Source organism: Sorangium sp. So ce363, assembly GCF_051520435.1.
GTDB classification, from domain to species: Bacteria; Myxococcota_A; Polyangia; order Polyangiales; family Polyangiaceae; genus Sorangium; species Sorangium cellulosum_B.
Genome location: NZ_CP150333.1, coordinates 64,303 through 85,216 on the forward strand (window position 1 = coordinate 64,303; position 20,914 = coordinate 85,216).

Annotated in this window: 16 protein-coding genes; 4 read left to right on the forward strand and 12 right to left on the reverse strand. The window is 71.1% G+C overall.

All coding sequences use genetic code 11. The annotated features are described in order from the left end of the window. Window positions 1–111: 111 nt before the first annotated feature. The 7 genes from WMF12_RS00250 to fadI form a co-directional block, all read right to left on the reverse strand. Window positions 112–1,104, reverse strand: coding sequence for a M14 family metallopeptidase (locus tag WMF12_RS00250; RefSeq protein ID WP_437859092.1), 993 nt, complete (start codon window positions 1,102–1,104; stop codon window positions 112–114). Between the two features lie 102 nt (window positions 1,105–1,206). Then, window positions 1,207–2,175, reverse strand: a complete 969-nt coding sequence (gene speB, locus WMF12_RS00255) for an agmatinase (protein WP_437859093.1) — start codon at window positions 2,173–2,175, stop codon at window positions 1,207–1,209. A gap of 8 nt (window positions 2,176–2,183) precedes the next feature. After that, the gene (locus WMF12_RS00260; RefSeq protein WP_437859094.1) at window positions 2,184–2,963 is read right to left on the reverse strand and encodes a lysophospholipid acyltransferase family protein; all 780 of its coding nucleotides are present in this window, start codon (window positions 2,961–2,963) and stop codon (window positions 2,184–2,186) included. 12 nt (window positions 2,964–2,975) lie between these two features. Then, window positions 2,976–3,485 carry a GNAT family N-acetyltransferase gene (locus WMF12_RS00265; protein WP_437743558.1) on the reverse strand — a complete coding sequence of 170 codons (510 nt, stop codon included), beginning with the start codon at window positions 3,483–3,485 and terminating at the stop codon, window positions 2,976–2,978. A gap of 214 nt (window positions 3,486–3,699) precedes the next feature. Further along, window positions 3,700–4,680 (reverse strand): SDR family oxidoreductase, encoded by a 981-nt coding sequence (locus tag WMF12_RS00270; protein WP_437859095.1) that lies wholly within the window; start codon window positions 4,678–4,680, stop codon window positions 3,700–3,702. A 248-nt stretch (window positions 4,681–4,928) separates the two neighbouring features. Then, window positions 4,929–7,157: a fatty acid oxidation complex subunit alpha FadJ gene (gene fadJ, locus WMF12_RS00275; RefSeq protein WP_437859096.1), complete on the reverse strand. Its 2,229-nt coding sequence runs from the start codon at window positions 7,155–7,157 to the stop codon at window positions 4,929–4,931. Beyond that, window positions 7,154–8,464, reverse strand: a complete 1,311-nt coding sequence (fadI, locus tag WMF12_RS00280; protein WP_437859097.1) for an acetyl-CoA C-acyltransferase FadI — start codon at window positions 8,462–8,464, stop codon at window positions 7,154–7,156. The genes fadJ and fadI overlap by 4 nt, the downstream gene beginning before the upstream one ends. A 259-nt stretch (window positions 8,465–8,723) precedes the next feature. Between fadI and WMF12_RS00285 the strand changes: the two genes are divergently transcribed. Further along, window positions 8,724–8,936, forward strand: a complete 213-nt coding sequence (locus tag WMF12_RS00285) for a hypothetical protein (RefSeq protein ID WP_437859098.1) — start codon at window positions 8,724–8,726, stop codon at window positions 8,934–8,936. Beyond that, on the forward strand, window positions 8,933–9,139 hold the full coding sequence (locus tag WMF12_RS00290) for a hypothetical protein (RefSeq protein ID WP_012232684.1): 207 nt from the start codon (window positions 8,933–8,935) through the stop codon (window positions 9,137–9,139). The genes WMF12_RS00285 and WMF12_RS00290 overlap by 4 nt, the downstream gene beginning before the upstream one ends. Before the next feature lie 195 nt (window positions 9,140–9,334). On the opposite strand, the gene WMF12_RS00295 is transcribed toward WMF12_RS00290, so the two are convergent. The 4 genes from WMF12_RS00295 to WMF12_RS00310 all read right to left on the reverse strand — a co-directional run bounded on the left by WMF12_RS00295 (window position 9,335) and on the right by WMF12_RS00310 (window position 15,038). Continuing rightward, on the reverse strand, window positions 9,335–11,281 hold the full coding sequence (locus WMF12_RS00295) for a CBS domain-containing protein (protein WP_437859099.1): 1,947 nt from the start codon (window positions 11,279–11,281) through the stop codon (window positions 9,335–9,337). Window positions 11,282–11,427: 146 nt separating this feature from the next. Further along, window positions 11,428–12,165 (reverse strand): hypothetical protein, encoded by a 738-nt coding sequence (locus WMF12_RS00300; protein ID WP_437859100.1) that lies wholly within the window; start codon window positions 12,163–12,165, stop codon window positions 11,428–11,430. 200 nt (window positions 12,166–12,365) lie between these two features. Then, window positions 12,366–13,160 carry a hypothetical protein gene (locus tag WMF12_RS00305; RefSeq protein ID WP_437859101.1) on the reverse strand — a complete coding sequence of 265 codons (795 nt, stop codon included), beginning with the start codon at window positions 13,158–13,160 and terminating at the stop codon, window positions 12,366–12,368. Between the two features lie 180 nt (window positions 13,161–13,340). After that, window positions 13,341–15,038: a hypothetical protein gene (locus WMF12_RS00310; RefSeq protein ID WP_437859102.1), complete on the reverse strand. Its 1,698-nt coding sequence runs from the start codon at window positions 15,036–15,038 to the stop codon at window positions 13,341–13,343. An 80-nt stretch (window positions 15,039–15,118) separates the two neighbouring features. Here WMF12_RS00310 and WMF12_RS00315 point away from each other — a divergent pair, with 80 nt between their 5' ends. Together WMF12_RS00315 and WMF12_RS00320 are read left to right on the forward strand one after the other, a co-directional pair. Then, a complete protein-coding gene (locus tag WMF12_RS00315) occupies window positions 15,119–16,444 on the forward strand; it encodes a hypothetical protein (protein WP_437859103.1) in 1,326 nt (441 codons plus the stop codon). A 37-nt stretch (window positions 16,445–16,481) separates the two neighbouring features. After that, a complete protein-coding gene (locus tag WMF12_RS00320) occupies window positions 16,482–19,814 on the forward strand; it encodes a lamin tail domain-containing protein (protein ID WP_437859104.1) in 3,333 nt (1,110 codons plus the stop codon). Between the two features lie 161 nt (window positions 19,815–19,975). On the opposite strand, the gene WMF12_RS00325 is transcribed toward WMF12_RS00320, so the two are convergent. Continuing rightward, window positions 19,976–20,608 (reverse strand): hypothetical protein, encoded by a 633-nt coding sequence (locus WMF12_RS00325; RefSeq protein ID WP_437859105.1) that lies wholly within the window; start codon window positions 20,606–20,608, stop codon window positions 19,976–19,978. Window positions 20,609–20,914: the final 306 nt, after the last annotated feature.

Below are 20,914 nucleotides of genomic sequence, written 5' to 3' on the forward strand. Positions count from 1 at the left end.
CGCGGGACTGGCACTTTTCGACAGTCCTCGCCGCCGTCGCCCTCTGGCCAGCGCGGGATGGCGGCCAGAGGCAGCCGCGCGCCCGGCGAGTACACGAGGAGCGCGGCCGTTTCACTCGGCGGCGTCGGCGAAGAGCTCCGCAGGCGGCGCGTCGAGCGGCGGGGCCGCCCGCGAGGGCGCGCCGCCCACGCCGCGATCGAGGGCGTCGCAGAGGAGCGCGCCGACGCCGGGGACGACGTTGGCGATCGCCTCGTCGGCCTCGCGCGGGTTCAGCCACCAGAACGGGTTCAGCAGCCGGCGGATGTCGCGGAAGGAGCGTGCAGGACGGCTGACCTCCACCGTGAAGGCGAGCGTTCCGAGGTTGGCGTCGAGCCAGTCGTCCATGTCGCCGACCGTGGGGTACCAGTGCGCCGCCTGGCGGATCTCGTACCGCTCGCGCGGTAGAGCCCGGCAGAAGGCGTCGCCGAGCGCCCGGTACAGCGGCTCGCGCGGGTTGGGCACGTCGGTGTGCGCCCACGGGTAGAGCAGGAAGTTGCCGCAGCTGTGAAAGCCGATCGCGAGCGCAGGCCGCGTCTCCAGCGCGACGTCGCGCAGGGCGCGCGACTCGGGCTCCGAGAACGCGTGAGGCCCCGTGTAGTGCGGCGACCACCGGAGCCGCGAGCCCGCGAACGGGTGCAGCGGCCGCGACGAGGACAGCGGCGCGAAATTCCGGTTCAGATCCACGCCGCGGGCGTTGCAGCGCTGCGACGCTCGCCGCTCGCCGCGGAGGCGCTCCAGGTTGTCGGCGAACGCGTCGGGGTTGACGACCGGCACCACGACGAGCCGCGCCCGCGCCGCCGCGCCCGCTCGTCCGCTCGCCAGGATCGACCGGACCGCATCGAGCAGCGCGAGCCCGCCGATCACCTCGACCCCGTGCATGAGCGACGTCAGCAGGAACGTCGGACCCAGCGGATTGCCGAAGTCGTAGCGCCGCAAGGGTCTTCCGTTTGCGGACGTCCCGATCGCTATTTCCCGTCCGCCGTAGGTGCGCGCCAGGCGCGCCCAGGCATCATCGAGCTGCGGGAGCTCGGCGTAGCGGCCGCATAGATCGGGCGAGCGTGTCATCCCAGTGTCTCTTATGTGACACCGGAATGGCGGCGGGCGCCAGCGGATTGAGCGGATTCATGTGTCGCGATTCCGCGGTTTCGCGATTCGCGTCGATTCGCGTCATCCGCGCGGCGGGTCGCCCTTTCGCGTCGCGAGGAGAGCCAGGCCCTCGAACAGGAGGTGCGCGCCGAGGTGGAGGGTGATGTCGGCGTGATCCAGCGCGGGGCATACCTCGACGAGATCCATGCCCACCAGGTTGATCCCCGCGAGGCCGCGGAGCAGCTGGATCGCCTCGCGTGAGGTGAGCCCGCCGGGCACGGGCGTGCCGGTGCCCGGGGCATAGGCCGGGTCGACGCCGTCGATATCGAAGGAGATGTAGACGGGCGACTCGCCCGCGGCTGCCCTGATGGCGGCGGCGATCGCAGAAGCGCCGTCGCGGTCGATCCGATCCATGCCGTACAGGGTCGCCCCGGCGTGCGCCGCGAAGGCGCCTTCCTCCGGGTGGCCCCACGTGGCGCGGATGCCGATCTGGTGGAGCGCGCTCCGCCCGATCAGCCCCTCTTCGATCGCGTTGCGGAACGGCGTGCCGTGGTGGAACGGCTCGCCCCACACCTCCGAGGTGCTCGTGTCGAGGTGCGCGTCGACGTGAACGACCGTGACGGGGCCGTGGCGCCGCGACAGCGCGCGGAGCACCGGGAGCGCGATCGAGTGGTCGCCGCCGACGACGAACGGGGCCGCGCCGGCCGCGAGCACCTCGTCGACCGAGGCCTGGATCAGCTCGCGAACGGAGTCTGCGTGAAACGGGGGAAAGGGCACATTGCCCCCGTCGAGCACGTTGATCGCGCGGAACACGTCGATGCCGTGGCCGGGGTGATACGACTGCACGAGCGCGCTCACGCGGCGCAGCTCGTAGGGGGCGAACCGTGCGCCCGGGCGGTACGTGACGCTCCCGTCCCACGGGACGCCGAGGAGCACGGCGTCGGCGCCGGAATAGGCGGACGCGCCGGCCTCGTGGAATCCCGCCGTCGGGAGGCGAAAGAACGGCGTCTGCCCGTGCCGCAGGTACGCGGCTGCTCGTTGTTGAGACATGAGATCTCCTACAGGCTCAAGAGGTCCAGGATCACGGCGCGGGCGCGGTCCGCGAGATCCGCCGCGCCGCCGTGATCGCCGAGCGGCGGGCCAAATGCGACGCGGGCGCTCGCCTCTCGGCGGCTGGAGAAGCGGAGGAAATGGGGGAGGAAGGTGTCGTCGCCCGCCCAGCAGAGCTCCGGATCATCGTAGGTGATGGCCGCGGGCACGATGGGGACGCCCGCGAGCTGGGCGACGCCGAAGATGCCTTTCCGGAACGGGAGGACCTTCTCTCCGCGGGTGGTCGAGCCCTCCGGAAAATTCAGCACCGGGACGCCATGGCGCAGGGCCCGGAGCGCGCTCCGGAGCACGCGCGCCCCGCTCGCCGGGCGCTGCCGATCGACGAGCAGCACGCCGAGATCGCGCGCGCGATCGCCGATGATCGGCCAGCTGCCGATCTCCTGCTTCGCGATGGCGGTGCAGGGGGTGAGCGACGCGAGGAGGATCGGATCGAGGTAGCTGACGTGGTTGGCCACGACCACGAACGGCGACGCAGGGAGCGCGCCGGTCACGCGGACGCGCAGGCAGTGCAGCGCGCACAGGTCCCGGGCGATCCCGTGGAGGAGGCGCGCCCTCTCGCGGTGGCGCGAGGCGGGCAGCGTGGGGAGCAGGCTGGTCCGGAACACGGCGTCGAGCGCGAGCCCCATCACGCCGGAGACCCGGCTGGCGATGGAGAGCGCCTCGGTCCAGGGCCGATCGCCCGCCGCCGGCGCGCGGCGGCCGTGGTCGAGCGGAGCGGTGGTCGTCATGGTCCGTCGGCCTCAGGCCACCGCGGCGATGCCGCCGCTCTCCGCCGCGCGCGGCTCCTTCGCCTCGGCCTGGCGATCGACGAGCCCCACCTTCTCGAAGCGGGCCCGGAGCGCCATGAACGCGTCGCGATCGATGCGCGAGATGATGCGCGGGTGTCCGGTTCCATAGAAATCGGGGCGGACCTCGATCTCCTTGGCGCCGAGCATGGCGTGGAGCGCCCGCGCGGCGTGGTTGTCCTCCTCGACGGTGAACCAGCACGACTCCGCCCATCCGAGGATCGACCCGACGAACGCGCGGAGCAGCGTGTGCGTCGCGCGGGAGCCCTGATACTCGGGCAGGACGGCGAGGGTCGTGCAGTAGACCTCCTTGCCGCGCGTGAAGGAGAGCAGGTAGCCCGCGGGCCTCCCCGCGGCCTCGACCATGAAACAAGAGTCCTTGAAGAAGTCGCAGCAAAGACGGATGTAATACCGCCCGAGCTCCCCTTCGCCCGCGCCGCCGAAGAGGGCCGTCTCCAGTTCCATCAGAGTCGAAAAGTCATCGCCTCGGAGCGTGCGCGCCACATAACGGCTCATTGTTGCGCCTCCTTATTTCAATTGAATCGTTGCTGTGGGCGCAGCATGCCGGGACTCCGTGGAGAACACGTCACAGGACCCCCGAGGTTGAGAGACACGTCGGGGGCGATGGCGCGTCAAGATGGCTGGGGAATCGCGTACGGAAGGTGCCAGGGCGGCAATGTCATCGTGGCCTGAGGCGCTCTGCCGCCGTGGACGGGAGTGCGAGCGCGAGGCCGGCGAAGGCCCGGGCGGTGTCGAGGAGCGCGGCGACGCCCGAGGACGCGCGCCATCCGCCGGTCACGCCGGTCCAGTGCTTCATGGGCACGAAGATGTTGCCGTCGGTGTGCGGCGCCGCGCGATCCAGGAAGGTCGCGCGGAGCGTGTACGCCGCGAGCAGCCGCTCCATGAGGCCCGGGAAGGCGACGAACGCCGCGGCGGTGATGCGGCCGGCGGCGCCGACGTATACATCGCGCCGCGGCCGCTCGGCGAGGGAGACCATCGCCGCCGCGACCCGCTCGGGGTCGACGATCGGCCGGATCGGCTGGACGGCGTGGCCGGTGAAATTGCCGGCGTGCTGGTAGATCGGGGTGTCGATCGTCGCGGGCAGGAGGTTGCAAACGTGGATGTCCGGCGTGCTGGAGAGCTCCTGTCTCAAGCAGGACGTGAGGCCGAGGACCCCGAACTTGGAGATCACGTAGGCGCTCATGGTCGGCGCGCCGAACTTGCCAAGAACGGAGACGTTGTTGATGAGCACCCCGGCGCCCTGCGCGCGGAAACAGGGCAGCACCGCCCGCGCCCCGTGCACATAGCCGAGCAGGTTCGTCTCGATGACCTGGCGGTAGGCCTCGTAGGGCGCCTCGTCCGCGCGCGCGTAGAGGAACACGGCGGCGTTGTTGACCCAGACGTCGATCCTGCCAAACACCTCGACGGCGGCGCGGGCGAGCGCTCGGACGGCGTGCTCGTCCCTCACGTCCGTCGGGACGGCGAGCGCCGACGCGCCGACGCTGGCGCACTCGGCGGCGACCTCCTCGAGGGCCGCCTCGTCCCGAGCGGCGATGACGACCCGCGCGCCGCGCCTCGCGAACGCGAGCGCCGCCGCCCTGCCAATGCCCGAAGATGCCCCGGTGATAACGACCACCGCATCGCGAATGCACTTCCGCATGACTGGCCCCCTCCCGCGCGGTCTTTCCCTCGCCGAGAGGAGAGCAAGGCGCGGGCCATCAGGGCCCGGGGGCCGGGTCGGATGTGGCCGCGGAGCTCGATTGAAACGGCGAGCGTGGTGGATGGATGAAGAATTTTAAACGCAAAGTCGCAAAGGCGCGAAGACGCAAGGAGAAGAAGAAACAAATCTTTCTCTCTCCCTTGCGCCGTTGCGTCTTTGCGCCGTTGCGTTTTTTTTCTTCTCTCTCTTCAGCCGTAGAAGGGCTTCCCGGTCCTCGCCGCCTCGACGAGCGCCGGTGCGGGCGTCCAGCGCTTGCCGAAGCGGCGCTCGTAGATCTCGATGCGGCGGAGCACCTCCGCGGCGCCGAGGCTGTCGACGTAGCGGAACGGCCCGCCGCGGAACGGCGGGAAACCCAGGCCGAAGATCGCGCCGATGTCGCCGTCGCGCGGGCTCCGGAGGATCCCCTCGCCGAGGCAGTGCAGCGCCTCGTTCACGAGCTGGAGCGAGCAGCGCAGCTGGATCTCCTCGACCGGCACCGGCGGGCTGTCCTTCGCCCTCGGCACCGGCAGCCCGAGCACGCCATAGACGCCCTCGTCGGCGTGCTTGCCCTTGCCCTTCTTCTTCGCCGCCGCGCCGTACAGGTACATCCCGCGCTCGTTCTTGCGGCCCCTCCGGTCGTCCGAGACCAGCCTGGCCATCGTGGGAGGCGGCGCGAGGCGGTCGCCGAACGCCTCGAGCATGATCGGGCCGACGTGCGCCGCCACGTCGATGCCCACCTCGTCGAGCAGCGCGAGCGGGCCGACCGGCCAGCCCCACGCGACGAGCGCCGCGTCGACCTGCTCGATCGCGACCCCCTCGGCGAGCAGCCAGCTCGCCTCGTTCATGTACGGCCCGAGGATCCGGCTCGTGTAGAAGCCGACCCCATCGTTCACGACGATGACCGTCTTGCCCTGGCGCTTGCCGACCGCCACCGCCGTCGCGACCACCTCGGGCGACGTCGCCTCGGTCCGGATGACCTCGAGCAACGGCATCTTGTGCACCGGGCTGAAGTAGTGCATCCCGACCACGTTCTCCGGCCGCTTCGACACGGCCGCGATCCGCGAGATCGGGATCGACGACGTGTTCGACGCGAAGATCACCCCATCCTTGCCGTGCTGCTCGACGTCCCGCAGGACCGCGTGCTTCACGGCGAGATCCTCGAACACCGCCTCGATCACGAGATCGGCGCTCCGGAGGCCCGAGGCGTCCGTGGTCGCGGTGAGCAGCGCGAGCTTCTCGTCGCGCTCGAGCGGCGTGAGCTGCTTCTTCTTCACCCGCTCGCCGAGGATGTCGGCCACGTACTTGAGCCCGCGGCCGATCGACGCGTCGTCGCGATCCCGGAGCCGCACGGAGATGCCGGCGTTCAGGCTGACATAGGCGATGCCGGCCCCCATCAGGCCGGCGCCGATCATCGCGATCTTCTCGACCTTCCTCGGCTGCACGGCGGGGTCGTCCACGCCGGTGTCCTTCTTCATCGCGTTCGTCGCGAAGAAGAGCTCCATTAGCCGGTGCGCCGTGCTCGACGCGACGAGCTCGCCGAACGCGCGCGCCTCGACCTCCTTCGACGCCTCGAAGCCCTTCTCCGCATAGGTCCTCAGCACGTCGATGATCCGCTCGGGCGCCGGGTAGTGCCCGCCGGTCTTCTTGCGCGTCTGCCGCGCTGCCTGCTGGAAGAGCAGGGCACGGCCGATCGGGTTCCGCTCCAGGGCCGCGCGGGTGAGCGCGGCGGAGTCGAGCTTCGGCGCGCTCGCCCGCCTGGGCCGGAACGGCGGGCCGGCTTCGACACGCGCGAGCTTGAGGGCGAGCGCCGCGGCCGTCTCCCTCAGGATGGCCGCGGGGACGACGTCGTCGGCGACGCCGAGCTGCCGCGCCTTCGAGGGGCGCATGTTCTTGCCGGTGAGGCCGTGGTCGAGCGCCGCCTTCAGGCCGGCGCGCTCCGCGAGCCGCTGGAGCCCGTTGATCCCGGGGAGCAGGCCGAGCTGCACCTCGGGCAAGCCGAGCACCGTCTTCCGGTCGTCGCTCAGCACCCGGGCGTGGCAGGCGAGCGCCACCTCGAAGCCGCCGCCGAGCGCGGCGCCGTGGACCGCGGCGACGATCGGCTTCGGCGAGCGCACGATCCGCAGGATCGCCTCGTGACCGGCACGGCACATCGCCTCGGCCTGGGCCGCCGTGGCGACGCCCTTCAGCATCTCGATGTCGGCGCCCGCGATCCAGGTGTCGGCCTTGCCGGACACGAGGATCGCCGCCTTGATGAGCGGGTTGCTCGCGATCTGGCCCGCGATCCGCTCGAGATCGCCGGTGAACGTGGGCTTCAGCGTGTTGACCGCCTCGCCCGGGACATCGTAGGTGACGACGGCCACGCCGTCGGGGCGCACCTCGAGGGAGAGCGGGCTCGCGGCCGCGGGGGCCGGCGTGGCGGCGGCGGATGTCGTCGTCATGCGGCCTCCAGGACGACGGCAGCGCCGAGGCCGCCCGCCGCGCAGACGGTGAGGAGCGCGTGATGCCCGCCGCGCTTCTTGAGCTCGCGGAGCGTGGAGAGGACCATGCGCCCTCCCGTGGCCGCGAAGGGGTGCCCGAGCGCGATCGAGCCGCCGTTGACGTTGAGCTTCTCCGGATCGATCTCGCCGACGGGGGCGGACCGGCCGAGCTTCTCCGCGGCGAACGACGGCGACGCGAGCGCCTTCAGGTTGGACGCGACCTGGGCGGCGAAGGCCTCATGCATGTCGACGAGGTCCATGTCGGCGAGCGAGAGGCCGGCGCGCTCGAGCGCCCGCGGCACGGCGAGCACCGGGGCCATCAGGAGCTGCCAGCCAGGGTCGACCGCCGCGTAGGACCACGACTTGACGTACCCGAGCGGCTGGTAGCCGAGCGCCTTGGCCTTGCCCTCGCGCATCAGGAGCAGGGCGCTCGCCCCGTCGGTGAGCGGCGACGCGTTGCCCGCGGTGATCGTGCCGTGCCGCCGATCGAAGGCCGGCGACAGCTTCGCGTAGGCGTCGAGGGTCGAGTCGTCCCGGACCACGTTGTCGCGCTCGACCGGCTTGTCGTAAGGCGGGGGGATCACGTGCATGACCTCGGCGGCGTAGGTGCCGTCACGCCAGGCGCGCGCGGCGTTCGTGTGCGAGCGGTGGGCGATCGCGTCCTGCTCGGCGCGCGAGATGCCGTTCTGCTTCGCCATCTTCTCGGCGGCCTCGCCCATCTGCTCGCCCGTGGTCGGCTCGCGCGAGAAGCCCGGGATCGGGGGCACGAGGTCCTTCAGCGAGAGGCGGGAGAGGATCTCCAGTCGGGCGCCGAGCGTCCTGGCCTTCTGGAAGTCGGTCAGCGCGGAGGCGAGCTTCCGGGAGACGCCGAGCGGCACGTCGCTCATGCTGTCGGCGCCGCCGACGAGGGCGACGTGGTGCTGGCCGGCGAGCATCGCCTCGGCGGCGCTCGTCATGGCCTGGAGCGACGTGGCACACGCGCGCGAGACGCTGTAGGCGTCGATGTCCTTGGGCAGGCCGGTGCGCAGCACGACCTCGCGCGCGATGTTGAGCCAGTCGAGCGTCGGCACCACCTGGCCGTAGACGACGAGCGTGACGTCGCGCGGGGTCACCTCGCTCCTCTGGAGGAGCTCCTTGACCACCGTGGCGGCGAGATCGACGGTGCGCAGCGCTTTGAGCGCCGTCCCCGCCTTGGTGAACGGCGTGCGCAGCCCGGCAACGACCGCCACCCGGTCCTTGCCCCCCTTCCCATTCTTGCCTGAAGCCATGTCGACTCCTCTGCTGCCGGAGAGCCCATCGCGAGCCCGCCCCGCGCGCCCCGCGCAGCCCCCCGGATCCCGGCGTGCCAGCGCACACCGGTTGGGGTAATTCCCTTAGGTGCGCTAACGCGGCGTGTCAACCGTGGGCGGCGAGGGCGTCGCAGGCGGCGAGGTGCTCCACGAGAAAGCGACGTGGGAGGAAGAACGGTTGGGACAGCCTGGGCGCTAATTTGGCCCACGCCTGAGCTTGCCGGTAGCGTGGTTGGCCATGCGGAAACTCATTCTATGCAGTGCGTTGCTCTGCAGCGCTCCGGCGCTCGCGGGGTGTGCGACATTTGCAAGCGACTCGGCGCCCGCGGCGCCGGGTTATGTGTATGTGGCCGGTCACAAGAACAACCAGCCTGCGATGTGGATGTGCCCTGACGCGCCGGGCAAGGCGGAGTGCACCGAGGTCGAGGTAACGACGGAGGCGGGCGAATGAAGCGTTCTTTGATTTTCGGGCTCTTGCTCGCGAGCTTCGGCGCGATCGGCTGTCAGGGGAGCTACACGAGCATCCGGCAGATCGACGGGACGCGGTACCACGTCACGCGCACGAAGCAGGGCTTCTTCAACGCGTACGGCACCGTGTTCGACTGCCAGGCCAAGGGCGACGCGATGACGTGCGTCGAGATCAGCGATCTGTGAGCTCCGCGCGGGAGCGCTGCTCCTCGCAGGGTTTCTAGAAGAATAAAAACGCAAAGGCGCAAAGACGCAAAGACGCAAAAGGAGATCGAGAAGAATTTTTTTCTCGCTTCTTCTTGCGACTTTGCGCCTTTGCGTCTTTGCGTTTCATTCTCTCTCTGTCGCTCCGGCTCGCGCGTCACCGGCAGCCGCGCCTGCTCACGCCTCGCGCAGGAAGGCCTCGAGCAGCGCCGCCGAGACGTCGAGGAGATCGCGCTCGGTCACGATGCCCACGAGCCGCTCGCCCGCGACGACGGGCAGGCAGCCGACGCGGTGCTCGCGCATCATCCGCATCGCCTCCAGCGTCGGCGTGTCCGGCGCGACGGTCACGGGGTCGGGCCGCATGATCGACGCGACGGTGGGCGGCGCGGAGCCGCTCGGCGCCGCCGCGGCGCCGCGGGCGACGAGCCGGAGCAGCGCACGGTGAGAGACGACGCCGACGAGCCGGCCTTGCTCGTCCTCGACCGGGACGTGGCGCACGTGCCGCCAGTCCATGACGCTCGCGGCGAAGTCGACGATGTCGGTGGGCCGCACCGTGAACAGATCGGTCGACATGAACTGGCCGACGGTCCGGTAGCTGTCGCGCACGAGGTCCAGGTCGTCCTCGAGCGCGGCGGGCTCCCACGCGTGCACCGGGCGCCCGGCCCCCCCGCCCCGGGCCTCCTCCTGCTGGTGGGCGAGCATCGCGGCGCAGAGGGCGCGGCTCCGCCGCTCCGGGGTGCCCCGCCCGGCCATGGCCGCGAGCGAGCCGAGCGCCCACTGCGCGCCCGTCTGGCCGCTGCGGACCCGCTCCTCGACGACGCCGAGGTACCGGTCGACGTCGGCGGCGTCGATGCCCGCGGCCGAGAGGCCCGCCCGGGCGGCGGGGAGGAGGTGCGAGAGGATGAGCTCCGGGGCAGGGAGGCTCCGGCCGCCGAGCCACGTCAGCTGCGCCTTGAGGCCGTGGCGGGCCGCCGCGAAGAAGTTCGCCTTGGCGTCCTCGAACGGCATCTCGAGGTCGATGCGCGGGTGCTCGGCGGCGAGGCCGGTCATCAGGCCGAAGAAGAAGGCGGCGTTCGCGACCTCGTCGAGGACCGTGGGCCCCGAGGGCAGCGCGCGGCTCTCGATGCGCAGGTGCGCGACCCCGGCCAGGGCGCCGTAACAGGGGCGGTTCCAGCGGTAGACGGTGCCGTTGTGGACCCGCAGGGCCTTGAGGTCCGGCACCTCCCCGCGCGCGAGCACGGCCGCGGGGGGCTCGCCGGGATCGGCTGTCATGATCACGCGGAACCGCGCGATGTCCTCGCGGAAGAGATCGAGCACGCCGCCCTGCACCCAGCCGTCGCCGAAGTGGACGCGGGGCCTGTGCTGCCGGCCCTCGAGCGTGTTCGGGCGGGTGTCGACCGAGGTCTCGAAGAGGGCGATCCGGGTCTCGTGCCAGAGCCTCTGCCCGAGGAGCAGCGGCGAGTTGACCGCGGCGGCGAGGACGGGCGCGGTCACCGCCTGCGCGAGGTTGTAGAGCGACGCGAACTCCCGCGCCCCGACCTGGAGGTGGACCTGGAAGCTCGTGTTGCACGACTCGAGCAGGATGTTGTCGTGGGTCATCTCGAGCTCGTCGAGCCCGTGGATCGAGACGCGGAAATCGCCCTGGCGCAGCCGCAAGAGCGCGCGGTTGAGCTCGTGGTAGCGAGGCGCCGGCGTGAGGTTCTCGAGGCGGAGGTCGCCGGCGCGCAGGGTGGGGAGGATGCCCGTGAGCAGGACGTCGGCGCCGACGGCGCGCGCGGCCTCGGCCGCCCGCCCGATGACCTCCGAGAGCTCGGCCTCGAGCCGCCGCAGGCAGTCGCCGCCGAACGGGAGCGGGGTGAGGTTCGCCTCCAGGTTGAAGCGAGCGAGCTCGGTCGTGAGCCGATCGTCGGCGGCCCGCTCGAGCACCTCCAGCGCGAGCGGGGCGGGCCGGAGCGCGCGGTCGACGAGGAACATCTCCTGCTCGGCGCCGATGCGGCGCACGCCGGACTCGATGCGATCCTCCAGGAGGAGGCGCTCGAGCGCCTCCACGTCGTCGAGCAGCGCCCGCATGAACGCCTTGTGCTGCTCCTCGCTCGCCTGCTCGGAGACGTGCTGCTCGCCCATGGTGATCGCCCCGCCTTTCGCTCGCTCCCGCTCCAGGGAAGCCTACGACGGCGAGCGGCAGGGGGCGCGGGGGGATCCCCCGGCGGGACGGCGGGCGTCTGGCTGGGCGCGGGCGGCGGGGCGGCGGGCGAAGGCGCGCGACGCGGTCAGAAGCTGCGGCCGGCCGCGAGCCGCAGGGTGGCGACCTTGTCCTCGGCAAGGCCGAACCCGAGCGGCGCGTCGAGCGCCACGAGCAGCCCTGCCCGGGCGTAGTAGCCAGGCTGCTTCAGCGTGTAGGTGAAGAACGGCTCCATCGCGAGCTGCATCTTGTCGTCGCGGGTGAGCGTCAGCGCGGCCTGGAGGCGGAGCCCGCCGCCGTAGGGGCCTCGGCCGCGCAGCTCGAGTTCGTCGCCCTGCTCGACCACGAGCTCGACGCCGGCCTTGCTGGTCGGAAGGGCGAACATCACCGCGGTGTCCGCGCGGTAGACGAGCCGCGCGGCGAGCTCCGCCTCGACGCCGCCGCGGACCTTCAGGGGAAGGTGCCCGGCGGTGAGCCGGTGCAGGTCGAAGGACGCGCGCGCGGGGGCGGTCGCCTGCAGCGTGGCGCGGGCGTCGGCGTCGGGGGCGCTGAGGACGGGGATCGAGAGCGCGCCGCCGCCGAAGACGGTGAGCTTGCGCGAGAGGGCGCGCGCATAGTGGGCGCCGACCGTGGGGTTGCCGAAGAGAAGGCTGCCGGCGCTGCTGCTCTCGTCGACGCCGAGCCGGGTCGACCGGAACGAGGCGGAGACGTCGCCATAAGCGAGCGGGAGATCCACCTCGAGGTGGAGCCGGCCGAACCACTCGAGCTGACCTCGGAGATCGAAGGTCAGCCCGAACGTGCTCACCTCGGACGTGACATCGTCCATGGCCCATGAGGCCGACTTGCTCAGGACGTCGAGCTCGAGCTCCGCACGCGATCCCTGGGATTTAGCCCAGCTGTTCTTTTCTGCCGGAGCGGCAGGGGGTGCCGTGAGCCAGAGCGAGAGCAGGAGAGCGGAGGAGAGCAGCGATCTCGCGTTCAATCAGGCCCACCTGCGAGGATTACCATGGCTCGGCTCGGCCGTGGTTATCGAACGGCACCCTCGGCGCCCGCGGCCTCCTCGTCGTCGTCCTCCTCGTCGTCGTCCTCCTCCTCGTCCTCGTCGTCGTCAGCGTCGCCGTTGCCATCGAACAGCAGGGAGGGAGCGCCTTCGTTGCCGTGCTCCGCGAAGATCGCGTCAGCGGCGATGACGAGCTCCTCCATGCGGTCGGCGTCGACGGGGCCGTACACGGCGAGCGCCATGGCGCGATCCTGCACGAACAGCCACGCGTCGGGGAAGTCGAGCAGGGCGTCGCGGATGCTCTTCGAGAGCCACCGGCCGATGGCCTTCGCTTCGGGTCCCTCGACAAGGAACTGCTCCATGAACTCCGGGTCCTTCTTGAACTGGACGCCGGTGTTGGGGGCACGCCTGCCATCGACGATGGGCAGCGGGCACACGGTGAGCCGGGGCCCGGCCTTGGCCAGCTTTGTGAGGACCACCTGGTACTCGCTGCCGTTCTTCGCGTCCGGGCCCACGACCGCGACGTAGGCGAGCTTCGGGACGAGCTCGTAGCGGGCGAGGACCGCGCCGCCGCCCGTCTCCTGCAGCGTGTGCGCGAGGCTGGACGGCAACGAGCGCACCGGACGAGGGCCGTCGCCGTCGGCGTCGGCCTTTTGGCCGCCGGGCTTCGCGCCGGGACGGGCCGGGGCCGCCTCGGGGGTCATCAGGGCGCGCCAGCGCGCGAGCTCGCGGTCGCGCCTCGCCTCGTGCCGACCGCGCAAGCCGGTCAGGAACCAGACGACGAGCAACGCAAAGGGACCTACGTACCAGAGCCAGGGCATGGGGCGGCGATGCTAGCAAACCTCGCGGAGCTGCGGTGGGGTCGCGCGCGCCCGCGGTGAGGCGCGGCTGTCGTGGCGAGCCTCCCCGCGAAGCGGCGAGGGGCAGCTATCGTGGCGAACCTCGCCGCTTCGCGGCGAGGGGCGGCTATCGTGGCGAACCTCGCCGCTTCGCGGCGAGGTTCAGGGCGCGGGGGCCGGAGCGGCGTCGTCCGGCCGCTCGAAGACGCACCAGTAGCCGTTCTTGCTGTGGCGCACCATCCCGGCCACCTCGTACACGCCCCGGAAACGCCGGTCCTTGCGGAGCTTCTCCTGCGCCGGGAACGGGAGCTTGTCGCACGTGTCGGCGCCGCCGACGAACACGAAGTAGCGCGGCATCTTGTCGAAGACGTGCTGCACGTAGCCGGGGCCCGTCTTGCGCGTGTAGCCGCCCGGGAGCTTGGAGATCACGGGATCGACGAGGCCGAGGAGATCGAGCACCGGGTAGTCGGTCACATACCCGATGTACCCGATGTCGCCCACGGCGACCTCGCCGGGCTTGCCGTGCTCCTTGAACCAGTTGGCCACGCCGCCCGCGGCGCTGTCCCAGAACCGCTTCTCGTCGTCGAGGATCCGGTGCTGGGCGCGCTCGATCCGCTGCGCCCGGAAGACGCCCAGCGCGACGAGGCAGCCGAGCGCGAGCACGCCGGCCCCCGCGGCGAGGGCGATCGCCCCGCCCTCGGGCGCGTCCGCGGCGCGGGCCGAGAGCTGGGCGAGCAGCGGCTCGAGCAGCGCGCGCGCGCCGAGGCCCGCGAGGAGGAAGCAGAACGGCTCGAACGGGCTCATGAAGCGGTAGTACGGCATCCAGTCCCCGCCCACGAGGAGCACGTAGCCGCCCACCGCGAGCGCGAGGGCCGCGACGCAGAGCGCGTCGCGGTGGCGCGCGACGATCGCCACGCAGAGGCCGAAGAGCCCGAGCAGCAGCGCCGGCCACGTGTGCTCCGCGTACTCCGCGAGGTAGCGCTGCCCCCCGGCCAGCTGCTCCGCGAGGCTGCCGGTCTTGGCGCTCAGCGTGTTCGGCAGCCACGTGCCGTAGTAGCTGTGCCGCCAGAGCATGTGGCACGCGATGGGCGCGGCGAAGACGACGCCGCGGAGGAGGTTCTGCCGCCCGAAGAAGCGCAGGCCGAGGAAGAGCATCGGTATGCCGATGAACAACGGCGCTTCCGGGCGCGTCAGGCCAGCGAGCCCGAAGACGAGGCCCGAATACGGGAAGCCGGTCCCCCGGTCGCGCTCGCGGAACATCATCTCGGTGCCCGCGAGGACGAGCAGGACGAACAGCGGCGTCTCCAGGCCGAAGACGGCATATCCGCTCTGCACGATCGAGCTCGCGAACAGCCACGTGGCGATGCAAGGGACCGCGCCGTGAGGGCGGAGCCGGGCCGAGAGGAGGTAGAGCGCGCCGAGCGAGCCGCAGGCGGCGAGCCCGCCGAGCACCTTGGCGACGACGTCGGGGTCGAGGCCGACCTTGATGCCGCCCGCGAGCAGCAAGGTCCAGAGGAAGTTCGTGTACCCCTCGATGCGCTCGCCGGCGTTGTAGACGAGCCCGAGGCCCCTGGCGAAGTTGCGCGCGTACCGGTACGAGATGTACGCGTCGTCGATCGTGAACGAGCGCACGCGCACCATGTTCACGACGAGGAGGAACGCCGGCAACACGAGGCCGAACGCGAGGTGCAGGCGCTCGGAGAGCGGCGCGCCTCGCAGCCAGTCGCGCAAGCGTCTGGCCGGGGGCGCGCCTTCGACGACGCCGTCGCCCGCCGCTTCCATGTCGCCGTCGGCCTCGCCGCTCGGAGGGGCGACCCCGAGTTGCCCGTGCTCTGCTTCTTCCGGTTCCAGGAAAGCCATGTGAAGCCTCTCCCTACCATGGATGGTTCATGTCGGGGTCGTTTCTTGGTCGAGGCGCTCATCCCAGCTATCCTCGCGACATGCGTGCAGTCATTGTCGCTCTTGCCGCCTCCTCCGCGCTTCTCGTCGCGCCCCCTGCGCTCGGTGCCCGAGGCGTGCCGTGCGGTTTCTATGGCATCGATCCAGGGGCGCCCGTCGACGCAGGGGAGGTGATCCTCGACGACGATCAGGCGAAGCGGCTCGCGCGGGCGGGCGCCGGCGCCGTGCGCGTCGAGTTCCTGCTCGATGACGCCGAGGCGTGGGACGACGACAAGCTCGAGCAGTACGACGCCATCATCGACGCGGCGCGCGCCGCCGGCCTCGAGCCGGTCGGGCTCCTCTCTCACCGCACGATCGGAGAAGGACAGGACGTCTGGAATGACGATCCGGACCGGGACGGCGACAACGCGTACGTGGAGGCGTTCGCCGAGACGGCAGAGGCGCTCATGACGAGGTACGCCGGGGACGTCGTCCAGTGGGAGATCTGGAGTCAGCCGAACTGCTCCGAGCTCCCCGACCCTGCGCTCGACCCGGAGCACGCCGGCTGCACCTTCATCCTGCCCCGGGTGCTCGCGCAGATCCTCGCCCAGATCCGCATCCGCAACGAGGCGCTCTTCAACGTCGACGCGCTGTCGCTGACCACGGGCGGCCTGCTCGCCTCGGACGACGCGGCCGCGCCGTTCTCGGGGGTCGATTACCTGCGCGAGCTCTACGCGCAGCCGGCGTGGGACGATCTCGAGGCGCGCTTCGGCCAGCGGACGCCGTGGTCTCGCCTCGGTCAACAGCTGTTCTTCCATCAGAGCACCGAGGTCGATCCGGTGACGCTCAACGATTATCTCGACGCGCTGCGCGACCTCGCCGACGAGGAGGGGGACGAGAGCCCCTTCGCGGTGACCGGGATGGCGTGGTCGAGCGCGCTCGCCGGTGAGGAGCTCCAGGCGGCGAACCTGACAACGTCGTTCGAGCTCCTCTCGGAGCGCGACGACGTCGCCGGCGTGGTCTGGGCCAGCTTCCAGGACGCGCCGCTCGACGAGCAGCCCTTCGGCCTCGTCGACGAGGTCGGCGTGGAAAAGCTCGCGCTCGCCGCGTTCAGCGAGGCCGCCGACAACTGCGAGCCGACGGAGCAAGGCGGGGGGACGGGGAGCGGCGGCGGGGGGAGCGGATCGAGCGGCGGCGGTGTTGCTGCCGGCTCGCCGCCCGGCAGCAGCGGACAGGTGGGGCGGCCGATCGACGGAAAGCGGCGCGCGAGCTCCTGCAGTTATGCTGTTGGCGCAACCAGCGGAGGCGGAACGCGGCCATGTGTGGGTTGGCTCACATTGTTCGCGATCGGCGCGATCGCGATGGTGCGCTGCCGCCGCGTCATTTGAAGGCAACTCGAGCGCTCTCGTCGCCGACAGGTGAGGCATGCCTCACAGCTCGGCGCGCTTCGCGCGGCGGATGGCCGTGCACGTCGGACTTTTGCTCTTCACTGGTTGCGGGCACGACGGCGCGGGCGATCGCTTCGGCGTCTGCGGCGATGGCGTGGTCGACGAGGGCGAGGTGTGCGACGACGTCAATACCGCGGAGGGCGACGGCTGCTCGCCGACGTGCCAGCGCGAGGAGCCAGCGGCGCCCCGCTGCGGCGACGGCGCGCTCGACGCGGGCGAGGCGTGCGACGATGGCAACACGGCGGCCAGGGACGGCTGCTCGGCGGCGTGCGAGATCGAGGTGCCCCCGCGCTGCGGTGACGGCGCCATCGATCCGGGGGAGCAGTGCGACGACGGGGACGTCGCGACGGGCGACGGCTGCGAGGTCGATTGCACGAAGACGCCGGCCGAGGAGACCGTCTGCGAGGAGCTTTTGCCGCTCGCGCAGGGGACGTGCGAGGTCGTTGCCGGCGCGGGCGCGACGCTGATCCGGGGCGTCGTGCTGGCCCCGGGCAGGGTGTACCGGGGCGGGCGGGTGCTCGTGGACGAGGGGGGCGCGATCGCGTGCGTCGGCTGCGATTGCGAGGCGGCGGGCGCGACGGAGATCATGTGCCCGACCGGCGTCGTCTCCCCGGCGCTGATCAACACGCATGATCACATCACGTACACGCAGAACAGCCCGTATACCCCGACCGAGGAGCGCTATGAGCACCGGCACGACTGGCGCACCGGCAACAACAAGCACACGAGAATCGACACGCCCGGCATGGCTGACCAGGCGCAGATCCGCTGGGGCGAGCTCCGCTTCCTGATGGGCGGCGCGACCTCGATCGTGGGCTCGGGGAGCGCGCCAGGCCTCCTCCGGAACCTGGACCGGGCCGACCAGGAGGGCCTGGGCCAGAACGCGGTCCATTTCGACACGTTCCCGCTCGACGACACGGGCGGCCGCGAGCTCGTGAGCGGTTGCGGCTACTCGGCCGACATGGTGACAGGGGAGGACGTCGAGGGAGAGGACGCCTATTGCCCGCACGTCGCCGAGGGGATCGATGCGTCGGCGCGCAACGAGTTCGTCTGCCTGAAGGCGGAGCCGAACGACGTGCTCGAGCCGCAGAGCGCGTTCATCCACGGGATCGGCCTGACCGCGCCCGACTACGCGGCGATGGCGGCGGAGGGCACGGCGCTCATCTGGTCTCCCCGCTCCAACATCACGCTTTACGGCGACACCGCCGTGGTCACCGCCGCCGCCCGCCTCGGGGTGCAGATCGCGCTCGGCACCGACTGGATCGCGACCGGATCGATGAACCTTTTGCGCGAGCTCCGGTGCGCGGCGGCGCTCAACGAGGCGTATTACGACGGCTTCTTCACCGATGAGGAGCTGTGGAGGATGGTCACCGGAAGCGCCGCCGCGGTCACCGCGACGGACGACGTGATCGGCGCGCTGTCCACGGGGAAGGTCGCCGACATCGCGATCTTCGACGGCAGAGAGCGCGAAGGCCACCGCGCTGTCGTCGCCGCCGATCCCGAGGACGTCGTCCTCGTGATGCGCGGCGGAAAGGTCCTGTATGGCGACGCGGCCGTGGTGTCCGCGGTCCGGGGCGCGGGCGCATGCGACGCGGTCGATGTGTGCGGCGTGTCGAAGCAGGTCTGTCTGCGGGACGAGATCGGGATGACGCTGGAGGACCTCGAGCAGCAGGCGGGCGAGATCTACCCGGCCTTCTTCTGCGGCGAGCCCGAGGGCGAGCCGCTCTGCACCCCGTCGCGCGCGGAGAGCGCGCCCCTGAACGCCTCGGTGAACGGCTCGACTGTCTACACCGGGCAGCCGACGGACGCGGATCTCGACGGCGACGGCATCGAGAACGGCGCGGACGACTGCCCGAGCGTCTTCAACCCGATCCGGCCGCTCGACGACGGGCTCCAGGCCGACTTCGACGGCGACGGCGACGGGGACGCCTGCGACGCGTGCCCGCTCGACGCGGGCAGCACGCTCTGCTCGCCGCCGGACCCGAACGACGCCGACAACGACGGCGCGCCGAACGGCGCGGACAACTGCCCGAACCTCCAGAACCCCGGTCAGGCCGACGCGGACGGCGACGGCAAGGGCGACCCGTGCGACCTGTGCCCGGACCAGGCGAACCCAGGGGCCCTGGGCTGCACGGTGGCGATCTACGATATCAAGGACGGCACGCGCGCGGAGGGCGAGACGGTGGCCCTGGAGAACGTGCTCGTGACCGGGAAGCACGCGAGCGGCTTCTTCGTGCAGGCGAAGCCGGGCGACCCGGGGTACGCGGGGCCGGCGCACTCCGGCGTCTACGTGTACAGCCCGCAGAACTCGGTGCTGGTCGGCGATCGCGTGCGGATCGCGATCGCGGTGATCGCGAATTACTTCGGGCAGATCCAGCTCGGGTCCGCCGTGGTCGAGGTGATCGCGTCGCTCGGCGAGGCGGCGCCGGCGCCGGAGCCCGTCGCGCCGGCCGACATCGCGGCGGGCGGCGCGCGCGCCGCCGAGCTCGAGGGGGTCCTCGTCGAGGTGGAGGACGTCACGGTGATCGGGCTCGATACGATGGTTCATGAATTCGTCGTCACAGGCGATCTGCGCGTGGACGACCTCCTGTACCGGTCCAGCCCCTTCCCGGCGGAAGGCCAGCATTTCGCGAGCATCCGCGGCATCCTCACCTACCGGAACCACGACGCGAAGGTCGAGCCGCGCGGCGTCGATGATCTCGTGACGACCCTCGGGGCGGTGGCCGCGACGGCAGGGCTCGTGATCAACGAGGTGGATTACGATCAGCCTGGCGGAGATGGAGCCGAGTTCATCGAGATCTACAATGGCGCCGGCGCACCCGTGGATCTCACGGGCCATGCGCTCGTGCTGGTCGATGGATCCAGCAGCGCGCCCTCCGCCTACAGAACGCTCGATCTGGGCTCCGCCGGTACGCTCGCGGCTGGCCAGTACCTCGTCGTCGGCAGCACGGCGGTGGTCGGCACCGACACCATGCCAGGCGTCGTGGCGGAAGGTGCGGTGACGATCGCCTTCTCGGGCGCGCAGACCGACCGGATGCAGAACGGGGCTTCCGACGGGATCGCGTTGATAAACACCATGACAGGGGCCGTGATCGACGCGCTCTCCTACGAGGGGAGCATCCCCGCCGTCACGATCGGGGGCGCCAGCGTGAGCCTCGTCGAAGGCGACGCGTTGCCGGCCACGGTGGCGGACGGCGGCATGGCGGCTGGCTCGCTCTGCCGCCTGCCCGACGGGACGGACACGAACCAGGCCGCCGCCGACTGGGCGCGCTCCACGACGATCACCCCTGGTGCGGCGAACGTGCCGTGAGCCCGGCCGAGACGCTGCGCTCCTCGGCGCAGCGCACCTCGACGGCCCGCCGTTCGCCCGGCGCCACGCGGTCCACGCCGCGCGCGCCGGTGTCTTCGTCCTGTCGGCTGTGTCCGGAGAGAGTGAAGCGAATCAAGGAGGAATGGGCCGTGAGCGGGCGCTCACAGGCAGCCGCAGAGCGGGTCGCCCGCCTTGCACACGCACTTTCCGCCCTTCTTGGCCGGCGCCGCCGCGCTGGCGCCCCGCGCCGCGCTGGCGCCCCGCGCCGCCTTGCCGGACGTCGCCGCTCGGCCGCGGAGGGTTGCGGCCCCCTTGGTGGTCGACGTCTTTGCGTCGGCCACGTCCTCGCCCTGCGCCAGCGCCTTGGTCGCCTCCGTCGCCTTGTAATCGGAGAACGCCTTCTGCGCCTTCTCAGCGTCGCTCTTGGCGGCGTCGAGCGCGAGGGTAAGCTCGGTGATCTTCCGGTTGCGCTCGTCGAGCTGGAGGTTGAGCTGCGCGATCCTGTCCTGCTCGGCGACGCGGGCGGCCACCGCCTCGGCCTGAGCCGCCTCGGCCACCTTCACCTTGCCGGCGAAGGTGGTCACCGCGACCGCGGCCACGGCCGCCACGACCAGACCCACCCCGAACACGAACCGACCCCGCCGCTTCTGCCGCACGCCCTGGGCGATCGCCTCGAGCTCGCGTTCAAGGTCCCCCGAGGCCGACATGGGCGGCACGCTGGCAGCCACCGGCGCGATGCTGGCGGGCCCTCTCGTCCCCTGGTAGAGCACTCCCGGGCTTTGTTGCGTGTTCATCATCGCGCGCGACCTCCTCCTGCGTGAGCCATTCCTCCTCTAAGCAAGTGGGGGGCCTCTAAGCAAGTGTGGTGCCACGTGAGCGCGCCCCGACTTGGCACCGTGTGCATCGTCCGTGAAGCAAACAGCGGTGCAAAGCGAGGACTCACACCGCAAAGCGGTGGCTCGCACCGCAAAACGAGGACTCACACCGCAAAACGAGGACTCTCGAGGCGCTCCCGAGGAGAGTCGCGCGAGATCCGGGTGGATCACTTGTTCTGGTGCATGGATCGCTCACCGGACCTCGATGCGTCCCCTGGTCCGACG

Excerpts from the sequence above, each read along its gene's own strand:
- WMF12_RS00250 (WP_437859092.1), bottom strand. The coding sequence starts at position 1,104 with ATGACACGCTCGCCCGATCTATGCGGCCGCTACGCCGAGCTCCCGCAG.
- speB (WP_437859093.1), bottom strand. The coding sequence starts at position 2,175 with ATGTCTCAACAACGAGCAGCCGCGTACCTGCGGCACGGGCAGACGCCG.
- WMF12_RS00260 (WP_437859094.1), bottom strand. The coding sequence starts at position 2,963 with ATGACGACCACCGCTCCGCTCGACCACGGCCGCCGCGCGCCGGCGGCG.
- WMF12_RS00265 (WP_437743558.1), bottom strand. The coding sequence starts at position 3,485 with ATGGAACTGGAGACGGCCCTCTTCGGCGGCGCGGGCGAAGGGGAGCTC.
- WMF12_RS00270 (WP_437859095.1), bottom strand. The coding sequence starts at position 4,680 with ATGCGGAAGTGCATTCGCGATGCGGTGGTCGTTATCACCGGGGCATCT.
- fadJ (WP_437859096.1), bottom strand. The coding sequence starts at position 7,157 with ATGACGACGACATCCGCCGCCGCCACGCCGGCCCCCGCGGCCGCGAGC.
- fadI (WP_437859097.1), bottom strand. The coding sequence starts at position 8,464 with ATGGCTTCAGGCAAGAATGGGAAGGGGGGCAAGGACCGGGTGGCGGTC.
- WMF12_RS00285 (WP_437859098.1), top strand. The coding sequence starts at position 8,724 with ATGCGGAAACTCATTCTATGCAGTGCGTTGCTCTGCAGCGCTCCGGCG.
- WMF12_RS00290 (WP_012232684.1), top strand. The coding sequence starts at position 8,933 with ATGAAGCGTTCTTTGATTTTCGGGCTCTTGCTCGCGAGCTTCGGCGCG.
- WMF12_RS00295 (WP_437859099.1), bottom strand. The coding sequence starts at position 11,281 with ATGGGCGAGCAGCACGTCTCCGAGCAGGCGAGCGAGGAGCAGCACAAG.
- WMF12_RS00300 (WP_437859100.1), bottom strand. The coding sequence starts at position 12,165 with ATGGACGATGTCACGTCCGAGGTGAGCACGTTCGGGCTGACCTTCGAT.
- WMF12_RS00305 (WP_437859101.1), bottom strand. The coding sequence starts at position 13,160 with ATGCCCTGGCTCTGGTACGTAGGTCCCTTTGCGTTGCTCGTCGTCTGG.
- WMF12_RS00310 (WP_437859102.1), bottom strand. The coding sequence starts at position 15,038 with ATGGCTTTCCTGGAACCGGAAGAAGCAGAGCACGGGCAACTCGGGGTC.
- WMF12_RS00315 (WP_437859103.1), top strand. The coding sequence starts at position 15,119 with ATGCGTGCAGTCATTGTCGCTCTTGCCGCCTCCTCCGCGCTTCTCGTC.
- WMF12_RS00320 (WP_437859104.1), top strand. The coding sequence starts at position 16,482 with ATGCCTCACAGCTCGGCGCGCTTCGCGCGGCGGATGGCCGTGCACGTC.
- WMF12_RS00325 (WP_437859105.1), bottom strand. The coding sequence starts at position 20,608 with ATGAACACGCAACAAAGCCCGGGAGTGCTCTACCAGGGGACGAGAGGG.